Source organism: Pseudomonas sp. WS 5078 (assembly GCF_012985745.1).
Taxonomy (GTDB): Bacteria; Pseudomonadota; Gammaproteobacteria; order Pseudomonadales; family Pseudomonadaceae; genus Aquipseudomonas; species Aquipseudomonas lundensis_A.
This window is the reverse complement of record NZ_JAAQWX010000005.1, coordinates 74494-97793: the sequence shown is the minus strand read 5'-3', so window position 1 is coordinate 97793 and position 23300 is coordinate 74494. Positions and strand designations below refer to the sequence as shown.

General features: G+C 58.9%; 22 protein-coding genes and 1 pseudogene. 7 read left to right on the top strand and 16 right to left on the bottom strand.

Going from position 1 to position 23300, the window contains the following annotated elements:
- Positions 1 to 18: 18 nt before the first annotated feature.
- Positions 19 to 1014, bottom strand: a complete 996-nt coding sequence (locus HBN68_RS09005; RefSeq protein WP_169963720.1) for a hypothetical protein — start codon at positions 1012 to 1014, stop codon at positions 19 to 21.
- 720 nt (positions 1015 to 1734) lie between these two features.
- Between HBN68_RS09005 and HBN68_RS22170 the strand changes: the two genes are divergently transcribed.
- Positions 1735 to 1896, top strand: coding sequence for a hypothetical protein (locus tag HBN68_RS22170; RefSeq protein WP_262373492.1), 162 nt, complete (start codon positions 1735 to 1737; stop codon positions 1894 to 1896).
- On the opposite strand, the gene HBN68_RS08995 is transcribed toward HBN68_RS22170, so the two are convergent.
- Positions 1878 to 2489, bottom strand: coding sequence for a trimeric intracellular cation channel family protein (locus tag HBN68_RS08995; RefSeq protein ID WP_094991949.1), 612 nt, complete (start codon positions 2487 to 2489; stop codon positions 1878 to 1880). The genes HBN68_RS22170 and HBN68_RS08995 overlap by 19 nt on opposite strands.
- Positions 2490 to 2659: 170 nt before the next feature.
- Positions 2660 to 3202 (bottom strand): oligoribonuclease, encoded by a 543-nt coding sequence (orn, locus tag HBN68_RS08990; RefSeq protein WP_048377049.1) that lies wholly within the window; start codon positions 3200 to 3202, stop codon positions 2660 to 2662.
- Positions 3203 to 3308: 106 nt separating this feature from the next.
- On the opposite strand from orn, the gene rsgA reads away from it, so the two are divergent.
- Positions 3309 to 4340: a small ribosomal subunit biogenesis GTPase RsgA gene (rsgA, locus tag HBN68_RS08985; RefSeq protein WP_094991947.1), complete on the top strand. Its 1032-nt coding sequence runs from the start codon at positions 3309 to 3311 to the stop codon at positions 4338 to 4340.
- A gap of 42 nt (positions 4341 to 4382) precedes the next feature.
- Here rsgA and motB read toward each other — a convergent pair whose 3' ends face one another.
- Together motB and motA are read right to left on the bottom strand one after the other, a co-directional pair.
- The gene (gene motB, locus HBN68_RS08980; RefSeq protein WP_169963718.1) at positions 4383 to 5375 is read right to left on the bottom strand and encodes a flagellar motor protein MotB; all 993 of its coding nucleotides are present in this window, start codon (positions 5373 to 5375) and stop codon (positions 4383 to 4385) included.
- Positions 5376 to 5378: 3 nt separating this feature from the next.
- Complete coding sequence (gene motA / locus HBN68_RS08975) at positions 5379 to 6230, bottom strand: flagellar motor stator protein MotA (RefSeq protein ID WP_094991945.1); 852 nt, start codon at positions 6228 to 6230, stop codon at positions 5379 to 5381.
- A gap of 165 nt (positions 6231 to 6395) precedes the next feature.
- Here motA and HBN68_RS08970 point away from each other — a divergent pair, with 165 nt between their 5' ends.
- The 3 genes from HBN68_RS08970 to asd are packed head-to-tail and all read left to right on the top strand — an operon-like array spanning position 6396 to position 9666.
- Positions 6396 to 7934, top strand: a complete 1539-nt coding sequence (locus HBN68_RS08970; protein WP_169963716.1) for an HDOD domain-containing protein — start codon at positions 6396 to 6398, stop codon at positions 7932 to 7934.
- Between the two features lie 43 nt (positions 7935 to 7977).
- Complete coding sequence (locus HBN68_RS08965; RefSeq protein WP_094991944.1) at positions 7978 to 8805, top strand: rhodanese-like domain-containing protein; 828 nt, start codon at positions 7978 to 7980, stop codon at positions 8803 to 8805.
- A 9-nt stretch (positions 8806 to 8814) separates the two neighbouring features.
- The gene (asd, locus tag HBN68_RS08960; RefSeq protein WP_169963714.1) at positions 8815 to 9666 is read left to right on the top strand and encodes an archaetidylserine decarboxylase; all 852 of its coding nucleotides are present in this window, start codon (positions 8815 to 8817) and stop codon (positions 9664 to 9666) included.
- Between the two features lie 47 nt (positions 9667 to 9713).
- On the opposite strand, the gene serB is transcribed toward asd, so the two are convergent.
- Positions 9714 to 10928 carry a phosphoserine phosphatase SerB gene (gene serB, locus HBN68_RS08955; RefSeq protein WP_094991942.1) on the bottom strand — a complete coding sequence of 405 codons (1215 nt, stop codon included), beginning with the start codon at positions 10926 to 10928 and terminating at the stop codon, positions 9714 to 9716.
- A gap of 132 nt (positions 10929 to 11060) precedes the next feature.
- Here serB and HBN68_RS08950 point away from each other — a divergent pair, with 132 nt between their 5' ends.
- A complete protein-coding gene (locus HBN68_RS08950) occupies positions 11061 to 12593 on the top strand; it encodes an AhpA/YtjB family protein (protein ID WP_094991941.1) in 1533 nt (510 codons plus the stop codon).
- A gap of 103 nt (positions 12594 to 12696) precedes the next feature.
- Here the strand turns inward: HBN68_RS08950 and HBN68_RS08945 are convergent, their stop codons facing one another.
- The 9 genes from HBN68_RS08945 to HBN68_RS08905 all read right to left on the bottom strand — a co-directional run bounded on the left by HBN68_RS08945 (position 12697) and on the right by HBN68_RS08905 (position 22022).
- Positions 12697 to 13401, bottom strand: coding sequence for an ABC-type transport auxiliary lipoprotein family protein (locus HBN68_RS08945; protein ID WP_169963712.1), 705 nt, complete (start codon positions 13399 to 13401; stop codon positions 12697 to 12699).
- A 180-nt stretch (positions 13402 to 13581) separates the two neighbouring features.
- Positions 13582 to 15846: a DNA topoisomerase IV subunit A gene (parC, locus tag HBN68_RS08940; RefSeq protein ID WP_094991939.1), complete on the bottom strand. Its 2265-nt coding sequence runs from the start codon at positions 15844 to 15846 to the stop codon at positions 13582 to 13584.
- Between the two features lie 11 nt (positions 15847 to 15857).
- Complete coding sequence (locus HBN68_RS08935) at positions 15858 to 16379, bottom strand: TIGR02281 family clan AA aspartic protease (protein WP_169963710.1); 522 nt, start codon at positions 16377 to 16379, stop codon at positions 15858 to 15860.
- A complete protein-coding gene (locus HBN68_RS08930; protein WP_169963709.1) occupies positions 16376 to 17356 on the bottom strand; it encodes an esterase-like activity of phytase family protein in 981 nt (326 codons plus the stop codon). The genes HBN68_RS08935 and HBN68_RS08930 overlap by 4 nt, the downstream gene beginning before the upstream one ends.
- Entirely contained in the window at positions 17356 to 19260 is a 1905-nt protein-coding gene (parE, locus tag HBN68_RS08925; RefSeq protein WP_169963706.1) for a DNA topoisomerase IV subunit B, read from the bottom strand. The genes HBN68_RS08930 and parE overlap by 1 nt, the downstream gene beginning before the upstream one ends.
- 54 nt (positions 19261 to 19314) lie before the next feature.
- Complete coding sequence (locus HBN68_RS08920; RefSeq protein ID WP_094991935.1) at positions 19315 to 19923, bottom strand: YqiA/YcfP family alpha/beta fold hydrolase; 609 nt, start codon at positions 19921 to 19923, stop codon at positions 19315 to 19317.
- 111 nt (positions 19924 to 20034) lie between these two features.
- On the bottom strand, positions 20035 to 20850 hold the full coding sequence (gene cpdA / locus HBN68_RS08915) for a 3',5'-cyclic-AMP phosphodiesterase (protein ID WP_169963704.1): 816 nt from the start codon (positions 20848 to 20850) through the stop codon (positions 20035 to 20037).
- Positions 20851 to 20955: 105 nt separating this feature from the next.
- The gene (locus HBN68_RS08910; protein WP_094991933.1) at positions 20956 to 21408 is read right to left on the bottom strand and encodes a DUF1249 domain-containing protein; all 453 of its coding nucleotides are present in this window, start codon (positions 21406 to 21408) and stop codon (positions 20956 to 20958) included.
- Complete coding sequence (locus HBN68_RS08905; protein WP_169963702.1) at positions 21399 to 22022, bottom strand: NUDIX domain-containing protein; 624 nt, start codon at positions 22020 to 22022, stop codon at positions 21399 to 21401. The genes HBN68_RS08910 and HBN68_RS08905 overlap by 10 nt, the downstream gene beginning before the upstream one ends.
- Positions 22023 to 22242: 220 nt before the next feature.
- Here HBN68_RS08905 and HBN68_RS08900 point away from each other — a divergent pair, with 220 nt between their 5' ends.
- Positions 22243 to 22989 carry an RsiV family protein gene (locus HBN68_RS08900; protein ID WP_169963699.1) on the top strand — a complete coding sequence of 249 codons (747 nt, stop codon included), beginning with the start codon at positions 22243 to 22245 and terminating at the stop codon, positions 22987 to 22989.
- Between the two features lie 51 nt (positions 22990 to 23040).
- Here HBN68_RS08900 and HBN68_RS08895 read toward each other — a convergent pair.
- Positions 23041 to 23283: pseudogene (locus HBN68_RS08895) on the bottom strand (putative hydroxymethylpyrimidine transporter CytX); the annotation flags it as partial.
- Positions 23284 to 23300 lie beyond the last annotated feature (17 nt).

The following is a 23300-nucleotide window of genomic DNA, read 5'->3' as shown; positions in this document are numbered from 1 at the left end:
ATAGACCCCCTTTTTTTGCTACTTCAACTCGAAGCCCTGTTCATATTCATTCACAAAAATATGCAGCGCATGTTCCGTCCCGAAAGCGTCAATAACGGTGATAAAACAAGGATTTTTTTTGACCGGACAAGATCGATCCCCCCATCCAGAAAGCCCTTGAACAAGTGTCAGTTCTCCAGGCCTGTCATTCACATTAACGATGTAGTCCTGCCGGAAACGCCCCGAATGGTCTGCCGAATCTGTAGGCAGCCAGACATGAGTTAATTGGGTACCTGCATGAATGAGAGTACCCACAACATATAAGGGAGAGTTGATTACATTGCCCGTCCAAGGATCGCAGTAAAACGGTTGCCCTCTGAATACATCGATATCGTTAGTCATCCAGTCTTGTAGGGGAATGTTACTTGCACCCACACGCAACCCCAAATACCACTTGTAAATCTTGTGCCCAACCCCCGCAGGTTCAGCAACTTTCTCCAACCTGAAATACTCCGCACCATAACGAACTGGCGCAATCGCCTCCAAGGTCACCGAGCTGTCACTTCCACCCATCAAAGAGTGAGGGTTATTGCTCTTTGCCACCCGACCATTGGGGAGGGTAATAGCAACCGCGATCCTGGTTTCATCAATTTGATCACAGCTGACCCAGCGCTCAACCACCACCCCGCGCTCATCTTCATCACTGGCGTCACGACGCTGACGCCCTGCCACGCCGGAGATGTCATGCCTGTATTGGTTGGGTACTTCACGAACGGTCCACTGCGACCCAAGATCATGGCCTCCGTTATAGTGAATAAGTTTAAGGCTTTTGAGCATGGCGTCCGGAGGCCGAACATCACGGCCATTATTATCGATACAATTTATTAATACAGTGATTCGCGCCTGCATCCGCGCATTCGCAAAAATCTTTTTAGACACATTATTGGGGTGCGAGTCAAAAACCACACTTAGCCTTGAAACACCTACAATTTCGCCCTCATCGACTGCAGCACTACCCTTTAATAATTCGCTCACAAGCAATCTCCCTGATTAACGGTGACCGCACAGATCCTTCCATGCCTTTGCAGATTAGTTCAGCCACTCAGCAACAGCGCACCGCAAATTCTCTATAAGCTGTAGGCTGATTCAGCGTAATCGCAGCAAACTATGTTACCCAGCCACTGAATACCGTTCAGGCGCGCCTAAAACAAAATACTCAACAAAGAAAATCCTTATCAGGATAATTGAGTTATGCGCTGCCGTTCACAAAAAATAGTTATATCAACATGACCGTCAAACATTCGCCTACAAAGACCGCGTTAAGTTATGAAAAACCTCCTACAGAAGTTGCAACGTCTGCACCTGGATCATCGCTTTCGTTCGGGGCAAGTTCCCGAGAGAATCCTCCCGCCTTGTGACACTCATCATCCGAGAACAGTCTCGCCGCGTCGCTGAAATCAGTGACCGGTTTTGACAGACCGCATGAGGACAAGCAAGGCAACCGCTAGCAACCCTTCACCGTGTTATGGCTGTTGAGCGCGCCGGGTCTTGGTTGTTCTCGCACACAACTGCCACCTTTCGATTGACAGCGAATAACAGCAGTTTTTCCAACTTATTTATGAGAGTAAATCAATGAAAGCAATCGCCCTCGATCCACTTCTCAATTCTTTACACACCACACCCCATTGCGGCTCTTCCTTATTCAGCATCGACCCCGGTGTCACGGCTGAGGAAGCCTTGTAGCAGCTCTCACTATTGCTCGAAGGGACGGAACTGAACGCCGACAACACCAGCCCCCACCTCAGCCGCTTTGAAGCCGAGCGGTTATGGCGCGTGGCTCACAACGTAGAGAGGGCGCGCGCCGTGGTCGACGCGCTATTGGCAGGTGTGCAGCCGACTCAGTGCGCGTCGTTGTAGACGAACTTGGGCATTTCCCAGTTAAAGCGAATTGCCAGCAAGCGCAGCAAAAGACCACCGAACAAGGTGACGAAAATCGCCTGTTCGTTGGGCATGTTCAGGTAAGTGCAAAGCAAAAAGCACCACGCGGCCGCAAATGACACGCTGGCATACAGCTCACGACGAAAGATCAACGGGATGTCATTGCAGAAGATGTCACGCAGGATGCCGCCAAAGACGCCGGTAATCACCCCACTGACTGACGCCACCAGCATGCCTTGGCCCATTTCCAGCGCGGTCATGCAGCCGATCAGGGTAAACGCCACCAACCCCAGCGCATCGAGTACCAAAAACAGCGAGCGTAAATGGCGCATCAGCGGTGCGATAAAAATCGTCACCAGCGCGGCAAAAGTGGTAAGCACCAGGTATTCCGGGTGCTTGACCCACGTTAGCGGGTAATGCCCCAGCAGCACATCGCGCACCGAACCGCCGCCGAGCGCCGTAACGCACGCAATCAGCACCACACCAAACCAGTCCATGCCCCGACGCCCGGCAGACAACGCGCCGGTCATGGCTTCGGCAGTAATGGCAACTAAATAGAGCATCAGCAACATGGCGGCGTTCCTTGCAATAAGGCGCGCAGTCTACTCAGTTGGCGCGGGCACCAAAAGGGGGCAGCGGGGGCAGTACTTTTGTAAACGATGCCGGCAGGCCGCGAACCCCTTCGCAAACGGGTTGCGGCGCAGCATTTGGCAGCCCATGGCAGCGGCCAGGGACACGATCTTCAGAACTTGATGAAATGTTTACGGTAGTGCTGCAACTCGGCAATCGACTCCCGGATGTCGTCCAGTGCCAGATGCGTGCCTTTTTTCACTAGGCTGTCGCGCACTTCAGGTGCCCAGCGGGCAACCAGTTCCTTAAGCGTCGAGACGTCGAGGTTGCGGTAATGAAAGTAGCTTTCCAGGGTTTTCATGTGGGTATAAAGGAAGCGACGGTCCTGGCAGATGCTGTTGCCGCAGATCGGCGATTTGCCTTTAGGCACCCATTGTTCGAGGAAGGCAATGGTTTGTGCCTCGGCCTCGGCCATGCTGGTGGTGCTGTCTTTGACGCGCTGGGTCAGGCCGCTGTTGCCGTGGGTGCGGGTGTTCCACTCGTCCATGCGCGCCAGTACGTCGTCGCTGTGGTGGATGGCGATGACCGGGCCTTCAGCCAGGGTATTGAGGTTGCTGTCAGTGACGATGGTGGCCATTTCGATAATGACGTCGTTGTCTGGGTCCAGACCGGTCATTTCCAGGTCAATCCAAATCAAATTCTGTGGGTTTTGCATAGAAGGCTCCTGGGCTTAGTCGCGCAGTTTAGCTTAGGCACGCAGCCCACGTGCTAAACTCGCCAGCGTTTTACCCTCCTTATCGTTTTATCAACACGGAACACCCATGGCCAAACGCCAGCTCAACCGTCGCCAAAACTGGCGCATCGAAAAGATCCAGGGCGAGCGCGCTGCCCGCGCCGCCAAACGCGAATCCAGTGCCGTAGAAGCGCTTGAAGGGGGCGATCTGGGCCCCGAGCAACTCGGTCTGGTGATCGCGCACTTCGGTGTGCAGGTCGAGGTCGAGGCCCAAGAAGGCGAGCTCAAAGGCCAGATGTTCCGCTGCCACTTGCGCGCCAACCTGCCAGCGCTGGTGACCGGCGATACCGTCGTATGGCGCGCGGGCAATCAAGGGATTGGCGTGATCGTCGCCCAATTGCCGCGCAAAACCGAACTGTGTCGCCCGGACAGCCGTGGCCAGCTCAAGCCGGTTGCCGCCAACGTCGACATGATCGTTATTGTGTTTGCGCCGATGCCCGAGCCGCACGCCAATCTGATCGACCGTTATCTGGTAGCTGCCGAGCACGCGGGGATTCGCCCGTTGCTGCTGCTCAACAAAGCCGACCTGATCGACGAACAAAACGCCCCGGCGCTGAATGCGCTGCTGGGCGTTTATCGTCAGCTGGGTTATCCGGTGCTGGAAGTGTCCGCGCACCACGGCGACGGCATGCAGCAGTTGCAGGCCAAGCTGGACGGGCATATCAGCGTGTTTGTGGGTCAGTCAGGCGTGGGCAAATCGTCGCTGGTCAACAGCTTGCTGCCTGAGGTCAACCTGCGGGTCGGCCCGCTGTCCGAGATTTCCGGTCAGGGCACGCACACCACGACCACGGCGCGGCTGTTCCACTTCCCGGGCGGCGGCGAGCTGATCGACTCCCCCGGTATTCGCGAGTTTGGTCTGGGCCACGTGAGCCGGGCGGATGTGGAAGCCGGGTTTATCGAGTTCCACGACTTGATCGGCCGTTGCCGTTTCCGCGACTGCAAGCACGACCGCGAGCCGGGATGTGCCTTGCTGATGGCGCTGGACGATGGCCGCGTGCAGCAACAACGCATGAACAGCTACCGTTCGATCATTGCCAGCTTGCCTGAGTCGAGCTACTGAACGGTGCCCTCACCCTCTGTCCGAGGGTGAGGGCACGCGGGATCAAGGCTTCGGTATCACTGGTGCCTTGTCATCAAACAGGTTCAGTTTTTCCCGCTCTTCATGCATGGCGGGCGGCACTTGGTCAGCAGGCAAGGTGATCGGGTCAATCGGGGTGGTCGGCGTTTCCGGCTTGGCCATCTCGGCGCCCTGCTCACCTTCAATCGCCCGCTGCGCTTTCTTCGTCAACACCACGATGTCGATGCGGCGGTTGATCGGGTTCAACGGGTTGACCTTGTCGAACAGTACTGACGAGGCATAACCCACGATCCGCGCGACTTGATCCTGCGGATAACTGCCCGCAATCAATGCCCGGCGCGCTGCGTTTGCTCGGTTGGCCGACAACTCCCAGTTACCAAACTCTGCATCGCTGGCATAGGGCGTGGCATCGGTGTGCCCGCTGATGCTGACTTTGTTCGGCACGGCTTTGATGGTGTCCGCCATGGCCAGCAATATGTCTTCAAAGTAAGGCTTGAGCCGCGCACTGCCGACGTCGAACATCGGGCGGTTTTCCGCGTCCATGATCTGAATGCGCAAGCCGTCGGGGGTGATTTCGAACAACAGTTGGTCTTTGAATTTGCGCAGTTGCGGATTTTCTTCAACCTTGTTCTGCAACTCCTGAAGCAACAGTTCGAGGCGTTCTTTCTCGACCTGCTCGGCCATGCCTTCGACTTGATCGGTGTCGACCGTGATCTTGTCGGGCTGGGGCTGCATTTTTTCTTCAGGGTTGAGCGTGGTGTCCGGCGCCAGGGTGGGCGTGCCGCCCAGGTCAATGATGTACGGCGTGCCGGTTTCGGTGAACCCGATCGGGTCTTTGAAGTAACCGGCAATGGCGATTTTCTGTTCCGGGGTGGCTGTGGATAACAGCCACAGCACCAGGAAGAACGCCATCATCGCCGTAGCAAAGTCAGCAAACGCAATTTTCCAGGCGCCACCGTGGTGGCCCGCCGCGAAGCGCTTGACGCGCTTAATGATGATTGGCTGATTGTTTTCCATGGATCAGCGACCGCGGACTACTTGTTCCAGCTCGGCGAAGCTCGGACGGTGCTTGGGATACAGCACTTTACGGCCGAACTCGACCGCCAGCGAAGGCGGCATGCCCGAGGCAGAGGCGACCAGTGACGCCTTGATGGATTCGTACACGTTGAGTTCTTCTTTCGCATCGTGGGACAGCGAGGTCGCCAGCGGGCCGAAGAAACCGTAAGCCGCCAAAATACCGAAGAAGGTACCCACCAGCGCCGCGCCTACGTGCACGCCGATCATCGCCTGATCGCCATCACCCAGGGAGGCCATCGTCACCACGATACCCAATACCGCGGCCACAATACCGAAGCCCGGCATGCCGTCGGCAACCCCGGTCACGGCATGGGAAGGATGCTCAAGCTCTTCTTTAAGGCTGAACAGCTCCATGTCGAACAGACCTTCCAGCTCGTGGGGCGCCATGTTGCCCGACGACATGATGCGCAAGTAATCGCAGACAAACGCGGTCATGCGGTCATCTTTGAGCACGGAAGGGTATTTGGCGAAGATCGGGCTGGCCGCGGCGTCTTCAATGTCGCCTTCGATGGCCATCATGCCTTCGCGACGACTTTTGTTGAGAATCTCGTAAACCAGGCCCAGCACTTCCAGATAGAACGTGTGGGTGAAGCGCGAGCCGAACATGCCCAGCGATTTTTTGATCACGTGCATGGTCATGTAGCCGGGGTTCGCCTGCAGGAACGCACCAAACGCCGCCCCGCCGATAATCAAGACCTCGAACGGCTGAATCAGCGCCCCGATCTTGCCGTGGGAAAGCACGTATCCGCCGAGCACGCTCGCGAACACGACAATGATGCCGATAATTTTAGCCATAGGTATTCAGGTACTTCTGCGTCGGGTTCAAGGTCATATTCGAGAGTTAAAAAACTCTTCTTCTACTTATCGGCAAAACTGCGCCAGACTATAGGCCATAAAGGCGAAAAGCCAGTTGGGCCCGCTCCGGGCGTGTAAACAATGGATGATGACCACTCTCCCATCATGGCTAATGAAACCGGCAACGCGACTCCAACTCCCAATACCCTCGATGCGTGGGTCAAACAGCTCGATGCTGTTCGTCTGCCCATCCCGCAAGACAGCCACGAGCGCGTCTGCAAGGCAATCAACGACAATCGCCGCTCGTTACGCGACATTGCCGAGCTGATGCAGGACAGTCCTGCACTGGCGCTGAGCTTGATACGGGACGCCAATCACCACACGCACGGCAGTTTGAGTGAGCCTGCCGAGAGCCTGGAAGTCGCGATCAATCGCCTGGGGTTGGCCCGCACGCAAGAATTGCTTGAACGCCTCCCCGCGTTGCCGTGGGAAGAAATCCCGCAGGCTTTTCGCCAGATTCAGCTGATTAGTCAGCACGCTGCGCAACAAGCCAGCGGCCTGTTTGGCAATCGTCTGGCACGCCTGTGGCAAGAAATCTATTGGGGCAGCCTACTGTTTCTGTCGCCGCTGTGGGCGATGGCCCTCACGCACCCCGAACAGCTCGAAGAGTGGGAGCTGCGTGTGATTCACAAAGGTGAATGCGCAAGCAAGGTGGAGCTAAAACTGTTCGGCGTGCGCCTGTTTGAAATATGCCGCGCACTGGCGCAATTGTGGCGACTGCCGGAGTGGGTGTTGCAGGGTTATGCCGTCATTACCGATGAGCAGCGCACCTTGGTCAAGGTGCTGCACATTGCCCGCGACAATCATCATCGCTTGCGCCAGCAGCAACGCCTGGACGCTGACCCGGCCCTGCGCCGCTGGTTGAATCAGCCCTCGAATACGGTATTGCTGGCCAATGGCCTGGCACTCTCAGCCCAGCAAGCATGGGATACACCTCACAACTTGCGCTGGCAATACCTGACCAGTCTGTACCTGCAAATGCCACTGGAAGAACTGCAACAACTGGTCCACCAGAATGCGGCCAGCAGTGCACGTTATCACTCGATGCCCGACCTCTGGCACCCGGCCGAATCGCTGTTGTGGCCATGGGGCATGCGGCGCATGCACCGGGGTTTGTTGCCTGCCCCGCCGCCGTCGGCCGAATCGCTGGTGGTGTGGCGCAAGCAATGCAGGCAACTGCTGGCCGAACCGAGTTCGTTCACTAATTCGATGCACCTGACCACCTGCGCCCGTGATGCGCTGGTGGCCTGCGGCATGCGCCGCGTGCTGCTATTGATGGCCGATAAAACATCGACCAGCCTGAGCGTGCATCAGATTGCCGGCCTGCCCAAGGCAGCCTTCGACTTGAGCCTGCAAATCAACCAGAGCGCAGTCCTGCAGCGCTTGATGGCACAACCTGCACAATTTCGCCTGACGCCAGAGAACAATGCGCAAATTTCAGCGGCCTTACCCAAGAGTTTGCGTAACCTGTTCCCCGGCGAGCACCTGCTGTTGCGCTCGCTCAGTAACCACGGCCGGATGGTGATGCTGGTGCTGGCCGATCAGGGCGGCGGGCCGTTTTCGGAGACCACCGTGCAGGCCTTCGGCAAAACCGTGCAGTGCATCGAAAAAGCGCTCAACAGCTTTACCACGCGCGGACGCTGACGCTTGCGCTACAATCCGCCCCTTTTCGCCCTGGAGACCTCACATGCCTGACTTCTCTGGCTTGCCATTGGTGATTGAGCCCAGCGACCTGTATGCGCGGCTCGACGCACCAAACCTGATTATTGTCGACCTGACCAGCGAGGCACGCTACGCCAAAGGCCACGTGCCAGGCGCGCGCTTCGTGGACCCCAAGCGCACCCAGCTCGGCCTGCCGCCTGCTCCGGGTTTATTGCCCACTCAAGCAGCGCTCGAAAAACTGTTCAGCGAATTGGGGCACTGCTCAAACGCCGTTTACGTGGTGTATGACGATGAAGGCGGCGGTTGGGCTGGCCGGTTTATCTGGTTGCTGGATGTGATCGGGCACAAGGCTTATCACTATATGGACGGTGGCATTCACGCATGGATCGCCGATGGCCTGCGCGAATCGACCGAGGTGCCGACGCCTAAAAACGCACAGGTCTCGTTGACTCTGCACGATGAACCCACTGCCACCCGCGAATACCTGCAAAGCCGGTTGGGTGCTGCAGATCTGGCCATTTGGGACGCACGCAGCTTCGCCGAGTACAGCGGCGAAAAAGTGTTGGCGGCGAAAGGCGGCCACATCCCCGGCGCGAAAAATTTTGAATGGACCGCAGGCATGGATAAAACCCGCAACCTGCGCATCCGCAAGGACATGCCGCAGATCCTCGAAGATCTGGGTATTACGCCCGACAAAGAAGTGATTACCCACTGCCAGACTCACCATCGTTCTGGCTTTACGTATCTGGTGGCCAAGGCGCTCGGTTACCCGCGCGTCAAAGGCTATGCAGGCTCCTGGGGCGAATGGGGCAACCACCCCGACACCCCCGTCGAGCTGCCTGCCAAACATTAAGGACCCGTCATGAAAAAACGTTTGTTTCTCCTGAGTCAGTACCTGTTGCCGCACCACCTGCTGTCGCGCCTGGCTGGCTGCGTTGCCGAGTGCCGCGTGCGCTGGTTCAAAAATGCGTTCACCACCTGGTTCGCCAAGCGTTATCAAGTGGACATGTCTCAGGCGCTGGTTGAAGACATCACTGCTTACGAGCACTTCAATGCGTTCTTCACCCGTGCCCTGAAAGAAGGCGCACGCCCGCTCGACCCGACGCCAGGAGCCATTTTGAGCCCGGCCGATGGTGCTGTCAGCCAACTGGGCGCGATTGAACACGGTCGCGTGTTCCAGGCCAAGGGCCACAGCTACAGCGTGCTGGAACTGGTGGGCGGCGATCCGGCCGTGGCCTCGCAGTTCATGGGCGGTGAATTCGCCACCATTTACCTGTCGCCCAAGGACTACCACCGCGTGCACATGCCATTGGCCGGCACGCTGCGCGAAATGATCTACGTGCCGGGCCGCCTGTTCTCGGTCAACCAGACCACGGCTGAAAACGTGCCGGAACTGTTTGCCCGTAACGAACGCGCAGTGTGCATTTTCGACACTGAGCGCGGCCCGATGGCCGTGGTGCTGGTGGGCGCGATGATTGTGGCTTCGATTGAAACCGTGTTCGCAGGCTTGGTCACGCCGCCCAAGCGCGAGCTCAAAACATTCCGTTACGATGAAGCTGCGCGTGCGCCGATCCACCTGGAAAAAGGTGCCGAGCTGGGTCGCTTCAAGTTGGGTTCGACCGCCATTGTGTTGTTCGGGCCAGAACAGGTGAAATGGGCGCAAGAGCTGACGGCGGGTTCGCCGGTGATGATGGGTCAGAAGATCGGCGAGTAAAGCGTGGCGTCGCTGCTGCAAGGTGCGGCAGCGACGCCAATGGCGCTTTAGCCTTGGCTATTGCGGTCGCGCTGCCCCAACAGGTACAGCACGCCATCCAGGCCCAGCGTTGAAATTGCGTGCTTGGCCGACTTCTTCACCAACGGCTTGGCACGGAATGCGACCCCCAGCCCCGCGATGGCCAGCATGGCCAGATCGTTGGCCCCGTCCCCGACCGCAATGGTCTGTTCCAGGCTCAAACCTTCCTTTTGCGCCAGTTCACGCAGCAAGTCTGCTTTGCGCTGCGCATCGACAATCGGCTCAACCGCCACGCCGGTCACTTTGCCGTCCACCACTTCCAGCTCATTGGCGAACACATAGTCGATACCGAGTCTGGCCTGCAACTGCTTGGCAAAATAGGTGAACCCGCCGGACAGAATCGCGGTTTTGTAGCCCAAACGCTTGAGTTCGGCGAACAGCACTTCTGCGCCTTCGGTCAAGCGCAACGATGCGCCGATGGCATCCAGCACGCCTACGTCCAACCCTTTGAGCAATGCCAGACGCTCTTTGAAACTGGCCTTGAAGTCCAGCTCACCCGCCATGGCGCGCTCGGTGATTTCCGACACTTTATCGCCCACGCCCGCGGCTTTCGCCAGCTCGTCGATGACTTCGGCTTCAATCAGGGTCGAGTCCATGTCAAACACTGCCAGGCGGCGGTTACGACGGAACAGGGTGTCTTCTTGCAAGGCGATGTCGATGTTGAGCGCCTGCGACAACTCAAAGAACTCGGCGCGCAAGGCTTCAAGGTCTGCGACTTCGCCCGTGACGCGCAGTTCGATGCAGCTCTTGCTCAATCGGGTTGGCGCATCCAGCGGCACACGGCCGGACAGGCGATCGGTCTGTTCAATGTTCAAACCGTGCTGGCTGATCACCGATGTCACTCGTAGCAGTTCTTGCGCGGTGACCCGGCGGCTCATCAATGTCACCACGTGACGCTTCTGGCTTTGTTCGTTCACCCAACGCTGGTAATGCGCTTCGCTAATGGGGTCAAAACGCAGTTGCAGCCCTTCATTGGCAATCAAGGGTTGCAGGTCTTTGAGCACGGCCGACACTTGATCGGCTTGCTCGATTTCAACCAGATAACCCAACGACAAAACGCCATGAATGACGGCCTGGCCGATGTCGAGCATGTTCACACCATTGTTGGCCAACACACCGGTGATGGCCGCAGTGAGACCCGGACGGTCCTCACCCGTGATGTTTATCAAGACGATTTCGCGCAAGGCACACCCCCATTCGCTAAAAAAAACGCATTCTACCCACTTTCAGTGACCATCGGGCATCGCCAAGGCTTTGCCGCCTGTGGGCCGCTCGCTATACTGCGCACCAATTTAACGGACTAAGAGCCGCGCTCAGTGAACCGGCCATCGCCTGTCAAAACCGATAACTTCTTCCTGCTGATCTTCCGGGCCCTGCGCGATCGTCGCATTCCGCTTGCTCTGCGCATTGCCAGCCATAACGTGATCCTGGTCGCCCTGGCGCTGGTGATTTATGCCGTGGTCATGGGCCTGCAATTCAAGCAGGCCATGCATGATCAGGCCGACGCCCTGGGCCAGAGCCTGACCACGCAAACCGCGACGTCCGCTACCGAGCTGCTGGTGTCCAATGACATCCTCAGCCTCAACGTGCTGCTCAATAACCTGACGAAAAACCCGTTGGTGGCGCACGCAGCTATTTATAGCGTTGACAACCGCATCCTCGCAGAAGCCGGTGAACGTCCGAAAAACGGCCTGCTGGGCGAAGCCAAAGGCATGTACCAGACCAAGATCACATTCCAGGACGTGACCGCCGGGCATCTGCGCATCAGCCTCGACATGAATCAGTTCCAGCAACCGATGACCATCAGCCTGCAAAGCATGGGCATCCTCAGCGCCATTCTGCTGGCTCTTGCCCTGGCTTTGAGCCTGCGTCTGGGCCGTCACATCTCCACCCCGCTGCTGCAACTGCGCGTGTGGCTGCGTGAGCCCGACCCTTACACCCCGGCGATTAACCGCCAGGATGAGATCGGTGATCTGGCGCGCCAGCTTCACACCCGCCTGGCACCGCCTGCGCCGGAACCCGAGCCAGAACCCGAGCCGGATTACGACGACAGCGACTACGAAGACAACGAGCCAGAGCCCGCGTTTGAAGTGCGCAACCTGCGCGACCCGGACTTTGACGAAGCGCCTGCTGCGCCCGCCCCTAAAGCGGCCGCGCGGCACGTGGTTCATGCTGAAGAAGACGAGAACGACGAAGACCCGTTTGCCGACCTGCGCGATTCCAGCAGTGCCACCCCGGCGACACTGGCCAAACCACAGCCCGCCGCGCCATCCGCTCCGCAGCCGAGCGCTGTGCTGGCCGTGCAACTGGGTGCACAGGACCAACTGCGCCGCTTGCCGCGCGCGCGCCTGACTGAGTTGCTCGAACGCTATCGCGACTGCCTGGAGCAAGCCGCCTCGTTGTATGACAGCGAGCTGCACACGCTCAACGATGGCAGCACGCTGATGCTGTTCCACAGCGAAGACAGCGGCGACGACTACCTGACCAACGCCATTTGCTGCGGTGAGCTGTTGCGCGCACTGGGTCACGCCTTGCAAATCGAAGTGGCAGACAGTGGCATCACCTTGCAACTGCAATTGGGACTGGTATTGGGCGAAGGCCTGACAGGCATGAGCCAGATCGACTTGTTACTGACTGAAACCGCGCAAGACGCGCTGGCGCTGTCACAGCACAGCCGCAACTTGTTGCTGGTCGAGCGCAAAATCAGTGACGACGCGTTGATTCGCCAGCGCGCCCGCATCCGCCCGATTGCCAGCCCTGAAGGAGCGTGCTGTGTAGAGCGCCTGATGGAGCCCTACCCGTCGATGCTCGAACGCCAACTGGCACGCATGCACGAGAAGCGCGGGTAAATTCACAGATGCCCTCACCCTCAGGAAGAGGGTTGAAGTGAAGCAATTTTGACCTGCAAAAAAAATCCCGCACATTCGCGGGATTTTTTTATTGGCCACTGACTCAGAAGCGGAACACTTCCATGTCTGTACGAATCGGGGAAGCCATCGGAATGCGCGGCTTGTCAGATTCATCCTTGCGGGCTGGCTTGGGCTCCGGTTTACGGGCGTCCACCAATGGCGGCTGGTTGGCCAACGGCTTGAGGGCCACAGCCAACTGTTGACTCAACTGTTGCAACAACTCGCCTTGCGCCTTGACCTGAGAGGCCGTGGTGCCATCGTGCTGTTTTTCCAGATGCACCATGCGGTTGTCACGCACCTGACCGCGACGGTCGAGCAGACGCCACTGCGCATCGAGGATGGCTGGCTGATTTTTTCCAGAGTCCAGACGCGTGATCGACAACAGCACTTGGACGTCAGGGGCGAAGCTCGCAGGCGCCGGGGCCAACACCACGCGCTGGCTGTCCAGGCGCCAGGCCAGTTGGCGAAGCAATAATTGGTCGATATCAGCCGACAGGCTACCCGCCCAACGGCCATCGGTGGCCGCGCTCAGGCTGCCGTCGGTTTGACGTTGCAGCAGGGTTTCACGTTGCAGGTAGTCAGCCACGGTGACCGGGCCGAGTACCACAGCCATGCCGGCGCTTTGCGCGGGCTGACCGGGAGTGCCGCTGTCCAGCTGGTACAAGGCAGCTGGCTGATGCGTGGAGCACCCCGCCAGGCCGAGCACACCGGTCAGCAACGCAATTAAAGGAAGGCGCAGAACGTTCATCATTCCATCCAGGTGGCAGCCATCAGGCGCGCCACAGTGTGATTCTCGAAAAAGTCGCTGGCCACAGCGCCATGGGGCGGTGCCGCAAGTGCGCCATATCATCCGCGAATATCCAGCCCGACTCCAGCGCCGCAAAGCCGATCTACGCGAAAAAACGCAGATCGGGTGCTCTAAACCGGCTTAATTGGGCGTTTCTACCAACATCGCGTCTACACGCTGGAAACCACGGGGCAATTTATTGCCCCGACGTCCACGTTCGCCTTTGTAATGTTCGAGGTCATCAGGCTTGAGCGACAGGTTGCGTTTGCCCGCCTGCAACACCAGCGTGGCGTGGTCAGGTAACACGGCAATATCGGTCACGTACTCTTCGCGACTGGCTACGCGATCGCCGGGGATACCGATGATCTTGTTGCCTTTACCTTTGCCCAACTGAGGCAGGTCGCTGACCTTGAAGATCAGCAAACGCCCTTCCGTCGTTACGGCCGCCAGCCAGTTATGCTCGCGATCGGTGACCGGACGCGGCTGCATGACCTTGGCGCCCTTGGGCAGGCTGAGTAAGGCTTTACCCGCCTTGTTCTTGGCTTGCAGATCCTCACCTTTAACCACAAACCCGTAACCTGCGTCGGAGGCAATGACGAAAAGCGCATCGTCCTCAGGCAACAGCACGCATTCAAAGCTGGCTCCCGGTGGCGGCGTCAGGCGACCGGTCAACGGTTCGCCCTGACCACGGGCCGATGGCAGGGTGTGCGCCGCCACGGAATAACTCCGCCCGGTGGAGTCGATAAACACCGCAAACTGGTTGGAACGCCCCGCCGCAGCGGTCTTGTAGCCGTCGCCCGCTTTATAGGACAGGCCGGTCGCGTCGAGGTCATGACCCTTACCACAACGTACCCAGCCCTTTTCAGACAGCACAACGGTTACCGGCTCAGTCGGAACAAGCTCGTTTTCCGACAGCGCCTTGGCCTCTGCACGGGCCACGATTGGCGAACGGCGGTCATCGCCGTAGGTTTTGGCATCTTCCAGCAGCTCGCTGCGCACCAGCTTTTTCAGCTTGGCTTCGCTGCCGAGCAACGCTTGCAACTTGGCTTGTTCTTTACGCAATGCATCCTGCTCGTCCCGCAGCTTCATCTCTTCGAGACGGGCCAGCTGACGCAAGCGCGTGTCGAGGATGTAGTCGGCCTGGGTTTCGGTCAGGGCAAACCGTGCAATCAATTCGGCCTTGGGGTGCTCCTCGGTGCGGATGATGTGAATCACTTCATCGAGGTTCAAGTACGCCGTCAGCAAACCGTCCAACAGGTGCAGACGACGCTCGACTTTGTCGAGGCGGAACTGCAGGCGGCGGCGCACGGTGTTAATGCGGAATTCCAGCCATTCCACCAACAGGGCCCGCAGGTTTTTCAACTGCGGCTTGCCGTCCAGGCCAATGATGTTGATGTTGACCCGGAACGTGGACTCCAGATCAGTCACGGCGAACAGGTGTTGCATCAGCTCGTCGAGATCGACCTTGTTGTTGCGCGGAATGATGACGATGCGGCACGGGTTTTCGTGGTCCGATTCGTCACGCAGGTCAGTCACCATCGCCAGCTTGGTCGGCTTGGCCTGCATCAAGGCTGCAATTTGCTCCAGCACCTTGGCACCCGAGACCTGGTGCGGCAAGGCGGTGACGACAATGTCGCCGTCTTCAACGTGATACACCGCACGCATGCGCACCGAGCCACGGCCGGTCTGGTAGATCTTCAGCAGGTCGGCACGCGGGGTAATGATTTCGGCTTCGGTCGGGTAGTCCGGGCCTTGAATGTGTTCGCACAGTTGTTCAACCGTAGCCTTGGGCTCGTCGAGCAAGCGCACGCAGGCGGTGGCGACTTCTCGCAAGTTGTGCGGCGGCACGTCGGTGGCCATGCCCACGGCAATGCCGGTGGTGCCATTGAGCAGGATATTCGGCAAACGTGCGGGCAACACAGCAGGTTCGTCCAGCGTACCGTCGAAGTTCGGCACCCAGTCCGCCGTACCCTGACCCAGCTCGCTGAGCAGGACTTCGGAGTAACGCGACAAACGCGCTTCGGTGTAACGCATGGCAGCGAACGACTTGGGATCGTCCGGCGCCCCCCAGTTGCCCTGACCGTCAACCAGTGTGTAGCGATAGCTGAACGGCTGTGCCATCAACACCATGGCTTCGTAACAGGCCGAGTCGCCGTGGGGGTGAAACTTGCCAAGTACGTCACCGACGGTACGCGCCGATTTCTTGTGCTTGGCGTCGGCGTCCAGCCCCAACTCGCTCATGGCGTAGACGATACGCCGCTGTACGGGCTTGAGGCCGTCGCCAATGTGCGGCAAGGCCCGGTCCATGATTACGTACATGGAATAGTTGAGGTAGGCCTGTTCTGTGAAGTCGGCCAGTGACCGGCGTTCTACGCCGTCCAGGCTGAGATCAAGGGAGTCGCTCATGCGGACCTCATTCAGTTCGTTGTCTGGCGCAGCAGCATGGTGCCGCCGCGCTGGGTGAATTCAAGTGTGTTCAATGCGCTCATGCCCAGCAGCACCTGTTCGCCTTCTAGCCCCGGTGCAGCCACTGCGCGCACGTTGCGCAACACAATGGCGCCGAGTTGCAGACGGTCGATTTGCGTGCGATAGCCCTGCGCCCGCCCGTTAGCGGTGTTCAGGGTCACGGGCACGCCCTTGGGCAATGCCAGTTGCCGGGCCAAATCCAGCGGGACCGCCACATCGGTGGCCCCGGTATCCAGTAAAAATTCCACCGGCACGTTGTTGATACGGCCGCTGGCGACGAAGTGCCCCTGCACGTTGGCTTGCAGTTTGACGTCGACGAAGCCTTCGCCCTGCTCCGAGACCACCTCGCGGTTGGGGTTTTCCTGACGCTGTTCCCAACGCCCGAAGAATTGGGTCGCCAGGTACAAACCGGCACACCAGGCCACGATCATCAGTACACGACCGGCACGCTTGCCCGGTGGTTGCTGACTCATGACCGGGCGCTCCAGCCACCCGGCGGCGCCGCAAAGCGCCAGACCACCGGGCGCGCCTCGCCATCGGCACGCACGTGATCGCCATTGTCGACACCGATCCAGGCACCTTGGGCGTCGACACTCAAGGCCTCGGCATTCCCGTAAGCCGACGCGTAACGGCGCGGCGCGGTCAGCGCGTCAGCGGCAAATGACCAGCAACGCTCCACTTGCCCGGTCGCAGGCGTGCGGCGGCACACGCGATAAGCCATGCGTTCCAGGGTAAACAGCTTGCCCTCGAACACCGCCAGATCGGCGAAATCCTTGGCCTGCGGTTTGGCCTTAAGTTGCGGTGGCGGTTGTTCCGGCCCCGCTTCACTCATGATCACGCAGCCGTCTTCGCAGTCCCACACGCTTTGTTTTTTGCGGATGGTCAGCAAGCCACGGCGCTCGCGCTCTGCCGCCAGCCAGATCTGGTTGCCTTGCGGGTTGATCGCAATGCCTTCAAACAAGGCATTGAAATGCAGCAGCATGCCGCTGGCCCGCGCCTGACGCACCAGACCGGCGTCGATTTTCAGCCATGAGGCGTTGCCCTGCGGCGCTATCAACAGCACGCTCGCATGGGATTCACTGACCACGTAACGGTTGCCCGCCGCGTCGCAGGTGATGCCTTCAAAGTCCAGATCGCCACCCCGCAGCGGGCTGATGGCTTTGCCCATCATGCGCACACCCCACGGCAAACCGCTTTGCGGCGGCCGGGGTAAATGGATTTTCACCGCTTCGGCCAGCCACTCGGGATAACGGGTGTCGAGTCGGTAGATCTGATCATCATCTCGATCAGACACAGCCCACACTTCGCCCTGGCACATCGCCAAGCCCGACAAATTGCCGCCGCGCATCCCTTCAACCGGGTGTTCAGACGCCAACACCAGTTCAGGCCATGTTTCAGCCATCAGCGGCGTGGTGCCCAGCATCAGCAGCGCCAGAAAGGCTCTGCGCATCAGGCCAGCACCTGCGCCAGGTTACCTTTGGACTCCAGCCAGGTCTTGCGGTCGCCCGCACGTTTCTTCGCCAGCAGCATGTCCATCATCTCGGAGGTCGCGGCGAAGTCTTCCAGCGTGAGCTGCACCAGACGACGCGTGTTGGGGTCCATGGTGGTTTCGCGCAGTTGCGGCGGGTTCATTTCACCCAAGCCCTTGAATCGCGTGACTTGCGGTTTGCCGCGTTTTTTCTCGGCCACCAGACGGTCAAGAATGCCATCACGTTCCGCCTCATCCAAGGCGTAGAAAATCTCTTTGCCCAAATCGATGCGGTACAGCGGCGGCATCGCTACGTACACGTGGCCGGCGTCCACCAACGGCCGGAAGTGTTGTACAAACAACGCGCAGAGCAGCGTCGCAATGTGCAAACCGTCGGAGTCGGCGTCGGCCAGGATGCAGATTTTGCCGTAACGCAGCTGGCTCATGTCCGCTGCGCCAGGGTCCACGCCAATCGCCACGGCGATGTTGTGCACCTCCTGACTGGCCAGCACTTCGCTGCCATCGACTTCCCACGTATTGAGGATCTTGCCGCGCAAGGGCAGGATCGCCTGAAACTCTTTGTCCCGCGCTTGCTTGGCGGAACCGCCGGCGGAATCGCCTTCCACCAGAAACAGTTCAGCGCGCATCGGGTCCTGGCCCGCGCAGTCAGCCAGTTTGCCCGGCAACGCTGGCCCTTGGGTGATGCGTTTGCGCTCGACCTTTTTGCTGGCTTTGAGACGGCGTCCGGCGTTGTTGATCGCCAGCTCTGCCAACTGCATGCCCAGTTCAGGATGCGCGTTGAGCCACAGGCTGAAAGCGTCCTTGACCACACCGGAAACAAACGCGGCGGCTTCACGGGACGACAAGCGTTCTTTGGTCTGGCCGGAGAATTGCGGCTCCTGCATTTTCATCGACAGTACGAACGCAATGCGCTCCCACACGTCTTCCGGGGCCAGTTTCACGCCACGCGGCAGCAGGCTGCGGAACTCACAAAATTCACGCATTGCATCAAGCAGGCCCTGACGCAAACCGTTGACGTGGGTCCCGCCCTGCGCCGTTGGAATCAGGTTGACGTAGCTTTCCTGAACGCTGTCGCCGCCTTCTGGCAGCCACAGCAGCGCCCAGTCGACCGCTTCTTTATTGCCTGCCAGGGCGCCGCAGAAGGGCTCGTCTGGCAGCCGCTCGAATTCACTGACCGCATCGACCAAATAGGAGCGCAGGCCATCTTCGTAATGCCACTCGACCTTTTCGCCGGTGTTTTTGTCTTCAAATGTGACCAGTAAGCCGGGGCACAAGACGGCCTTGGCTTTAAGAACATGCTTGAGGCGGCTGACCGAGAATTTCGGTGAGTCGAAGTATTTCGGGTCCGGTGCAAAGTAGACGCTGGTGCCGGTGTTGCGTTTGCCCACGGTGCCGATGACTTCCAGGTCGGTGGCTTTGTAGCCGTCGGCGAAGGTCATCTGGTACTCGTTGCCGTCACGCTTGACCTTGACCCGAACCTGGGTCGACAAGGCGTTCACGACCGAGATCCCCACGCCGTGAAGGCCGCCAGAGAACTGATAGTTCTTGTTCGAGAATTTACCGCCCGCGTGGAGCTTGGTGAGGATCAGCTCGACGCCTGAGACGCCTTCTTCGGGGTGGATGTCCACCGGCATGCCGCGCCCGTCGTCGCTGACTTCCAGCGAGTGGTCGGCGTGCAGGATGACGTTGACCGATTTGGCGTGACCGGCCAGGGCTTCGTCGACACTGTTGTCGATGACTTCCTGGGCCAGGTGGTTGGGCCGACTGGTGTCGGTGTACATACCGGGGCGTTTGCGCACCGGGTCGAGGCCCGAGAGGACTTCGATGGCGTCGGCGTTATAAGAGCTAGCGCTGGGAGTGGCCATAGGGTCTCGTCGTCAGTCGTAAATGAAGAAAATAAAGGCCATTCGACGGGTGCCTCACAGGGCTGCAAAGTCGATGGCTTGGTACTGTTCTGCTGCTATTCCAGCAAAGCTCAGCAACGCAGGCAGTTGCCGGGCAAATCCCTGATAACTGTGATCGCCCCCGGCCTGAATGCGCAAGGCACACGCTGCGTAGTACTTTTCAGCGTAGCGGTAGTCGAGGGTTTCATCGGCGGTTTGCAGCCACACTTGAATGCGCTGCGGGTCACGTGGAGCTGCGACTTCAAGCTCGGCCAGGGCGTTCACGTGATCGTGGGTCAGCTCCCAGGTCTCGCCGCTGTACAGGTTGGTCTGAGTACCCAGATAACCGTCAAACATGCGGTGCGGGCTGACGGCCGGATTCACCAGCAAGGCTTTAAGGCCATGGCGCTCAGCGAGATACGTCGCATAGTAGCCGCCGAGGGAGCTCCCCACCAGCAACGGGCTATCCAGCTCGCCGATGGCCGCTTCCAGCTGTGCCAGCGCCTGACGCGGGTGATGATGCAAGGCAGGCACACGTAACTGCTCGCCAAGGCCCATTCGCTGCATCACCGACGTCAACTGCGAGGCCTTCTTCGACTCGGGCGCACTATTGAATCCGTGGATATACAAGATGGAACCCGACATGCCATTACTCCCGAGTACAAATTCAGCCAGACACAGCCTTGAGAAAGACGCGCAGTTTAGCCTGACTCGGGGTGAATGACTCGACCCATCATCTGTAAGTTTGTCCAGTAGTCAATATTTGTCCGTGCTGTAGTCAGGTTCAAAGTCAAAGTCCGCTACTCGCGAGATCCCGGTATGCAAAGTGCCATCAGGATTGAGGCGTATCCAGCGGTAGCCGGGCGCCTCGCTGCTAACCTTGAAATCCATGCTGTTCGCCGCGAATTGGAAACACGTTGAAGGCGTGGCCAACAACCTGACTGCCTTGCGTCGCTGATCGAAAGGCTGGTGCACATGCCCCCACAGCACAGCTTTGACTTGAGGAAAGCGGTCGATCACGGCCCAAAATGCTTCGGCGTTAAGCAAGCCGATCGGCTCAATCCATTGGCAACCTACCGGGACCGGATGATGATGCAGGCCAATCAGGTGATGACGCTGCGGCGCTTCGCTCAGCGATTGCGCCAGCAACTGAAGCTGGTCGTCTTCCAGATAACCATGGCTTTTTTTCAGCACGTTGGAGTGCAGCATCGTGATACGCCAATTGCCCACATCCACTCGCGGGTCCATCAGACGGCTTTGAATGGCCGCCTCGCGCATCTGCTGCACATCGTCATGATTGCCGGGAATCCAGCGCGCCACTGGCGCCAGCGAAGCGGTAACCTGGCGAAAATATTGGTAGGCCTGGACGCTGCCGTCCTGAGCCAGATCGCCGGTGGCCAGCAGCACGTCGACAGACGGCTGTTCGGCCCCTACCAAGTCGATAACCTGCTGCAGGCTGCGAGCGGTGTTAAGCCCCAGTAGCGAGCCGTTTGCGTCAGCAAACAAGTGGCTGTCAGAGAGCTGCACCAGCAGCACCGGGTCTTCAGTGGTCAGGGTGGAAACACTCGGCAAGGTGGCTCTCCCGGGAGAAGTCGATGAATGGCGCGATTATGCCATTAGCCTGCTTGCGCTGCCGATCACAGCCTCGTTCATGGACAGCGACTGGACACTTCGTCTTTATCTGACTTGTGCGTATTCATGACCACACGCCAGGCAATGGCTCAGCCATTCACCCAGAAACACGTTGAGCTGGGCTTTTTCGTCCGGCTGGTGCATGGCGACATTGGGATAAGGGTAGATGCTGCGAAAGCGTCGTGCATGCTCGGCGCCAATCACTTCCGCCATGCGTGCGTCGTGGTACACCTGCACCTGCAACTCAGGCACCGGCAACCACGGCAAGCTGTGTTCCTGGCGCACGCGCAAAGTGCTGGTGTAGGGGCAGTCGAGTACCACTTCGAGGGTCAAAACGCCGAGCATTTGATCGCCCTGGGTCACGGCAATGCGCCGCGCATCAGGCTGCTCGCGCATGTCGGGCAACAAACGCATCAGGCGCGCGTAATTGGCCTCGCAGGCAGCCTGCAAGCCAATCAGATCGACCCGATAACGGTCGCGCACCCCGTTTACGACCATAACCCCCTCACCTCGGCGCGATTGAGCGCCAGCCATTGCAAGGCAATGATGCTTGCCGCATTGGAAATTCGACCATCGCGTAATGCCTGTAGCGCATCTTCGTACGCCCAAACCGTCACTCGAATATCTTCCGCTTCTTCCTCAAGGCCGTGCAAGCCACCAATGCCGTGCGTACTGCAACGCCCCAAGAACAGGTGCACAAATTCGGTGCTGCCACCCGGTGACGGAAAGTAGCGGGTGATCGGCCACAGCGACGTGAACGTCACACCGGCCTCTTCTTCGCCTTCACGGTGAGCCACGTGTTCAGGCTCGTTTTCACCTTCCTTGTCGATCAAACCGGCCACCAGTTCGATCAACCAAGGGTTTTCAGTTTTGCCCATGGCACCGACGCGGAACTGCTCGATCAACACCACTTCGTCGCGCTGTGGGTCGTAGGGCAACACGCAAACCGCATCATGACGCACAAACACTTCACGACTGATCTCACGGCTCATGCCACCGGCAAACAATTCGTGGCGCAGGTGCACGCGGTCCAGCTGATAGAAACCCTTGAAACACTGTTCGCGCTTTACGATCTCGACACTGCTGGGCGTAGCGTTGGTGATATCCGTCATTCAAACCTCTTGCTGGCAAATGGCTGCCGGGGTGGCCCGCGGCATCGCGCATCCTAACGCGCATAAGCGCCGTGATGCAGCCACTTTTCTGACACAGGGATAGACGGATCACCTGTAAACCAACTCTAATTGGCACCTTTAAGCTTAGTGGCGAACGGATGCCCTCGCAGGCAGTCAAACCCCCATAACTTTGCTTTTCTTTTGTTGATGAAGGACGACCATGTCGCTTTTAAAGTTTGCTTCCCTGACCTGCATCGCCCTGACCCTGGGCGCGTGCCAAAGCGTATTTCAAGCGTCTGCACCAAAACCGCTGACCTTCACTCCTGACGCATCGGAGCAGCTTAAGGCCGGCTGCAAGGGCCAGGACTGCCCGTTGGTGAATATCGACACCGTGCACCCGCAGGGCGATCCCAAACTGGACGCACTGATCGAAAGCCGCCTGTTGAAAATGACCGTCAACTCCCCCGAAGACAAACTGGCGCCGTCCCTCAATGCCTACCGCGAGCAGTTTTTGCGTACCGCTGACAGCCGCAACAGCAGCTACTTGCAGGCCAAGGTACGTGAGCAGCATGACGACCTCGTGATTGTGGAGCTGTCGAGCTACCTGGACACCGGTGGCGCACATGGCATGCCGGGCCGCGGGTTCATCAACTACTCGCACAAGGATCAGCGGGAAGTGACCTTGCAGGACATGCTGATTCCGGGTCAGGAAAAAGCTTTCTGGGCCGCAGGCAAAGTCGCGCATAACAACTGGTTGATCAGCACCCGCTTTGGCAACGATCCTGAATATGTAAAAACTTGGCCGTTCCAGCAGACCCCGCACGTGGCCTTGCTCAAGGACAATGTTGTACTCAAGTACGATGTGTACAGCATTGCGCCGTACTCCGAAGGTCATGTCGAACTGAAAATCCCTTACTCGCGCCTCAACGGGATTCTCAAGCCTGAGTGGTTCCCTGCACAGCGGTAAGCGCCACGACCCAACGCTCTCCCGACAGCAGAGCGTTGGGGTCAGGGGCTTTTAGCGGCGACGCCCAAAAGCCCAGTGCAGCATCGCGGCCACCAGCAACGCAGGCAACGTCGCCCCCATGTCGGGTGCCACACTGGCCAGCAGGTGATAGACGCTTACCCCGCCCAACCATGCCAACAACGTCGGCCAGCGGAACAGGGCCGGGGTGACCTGCGCACTGCGCTTGCGCACAATGAAGTGATCCACTAGCACCACGCCAAACAACGGCGCAAACAAACCGCTGACGAGGTGCAGCAACGCTGCCCCGGCAG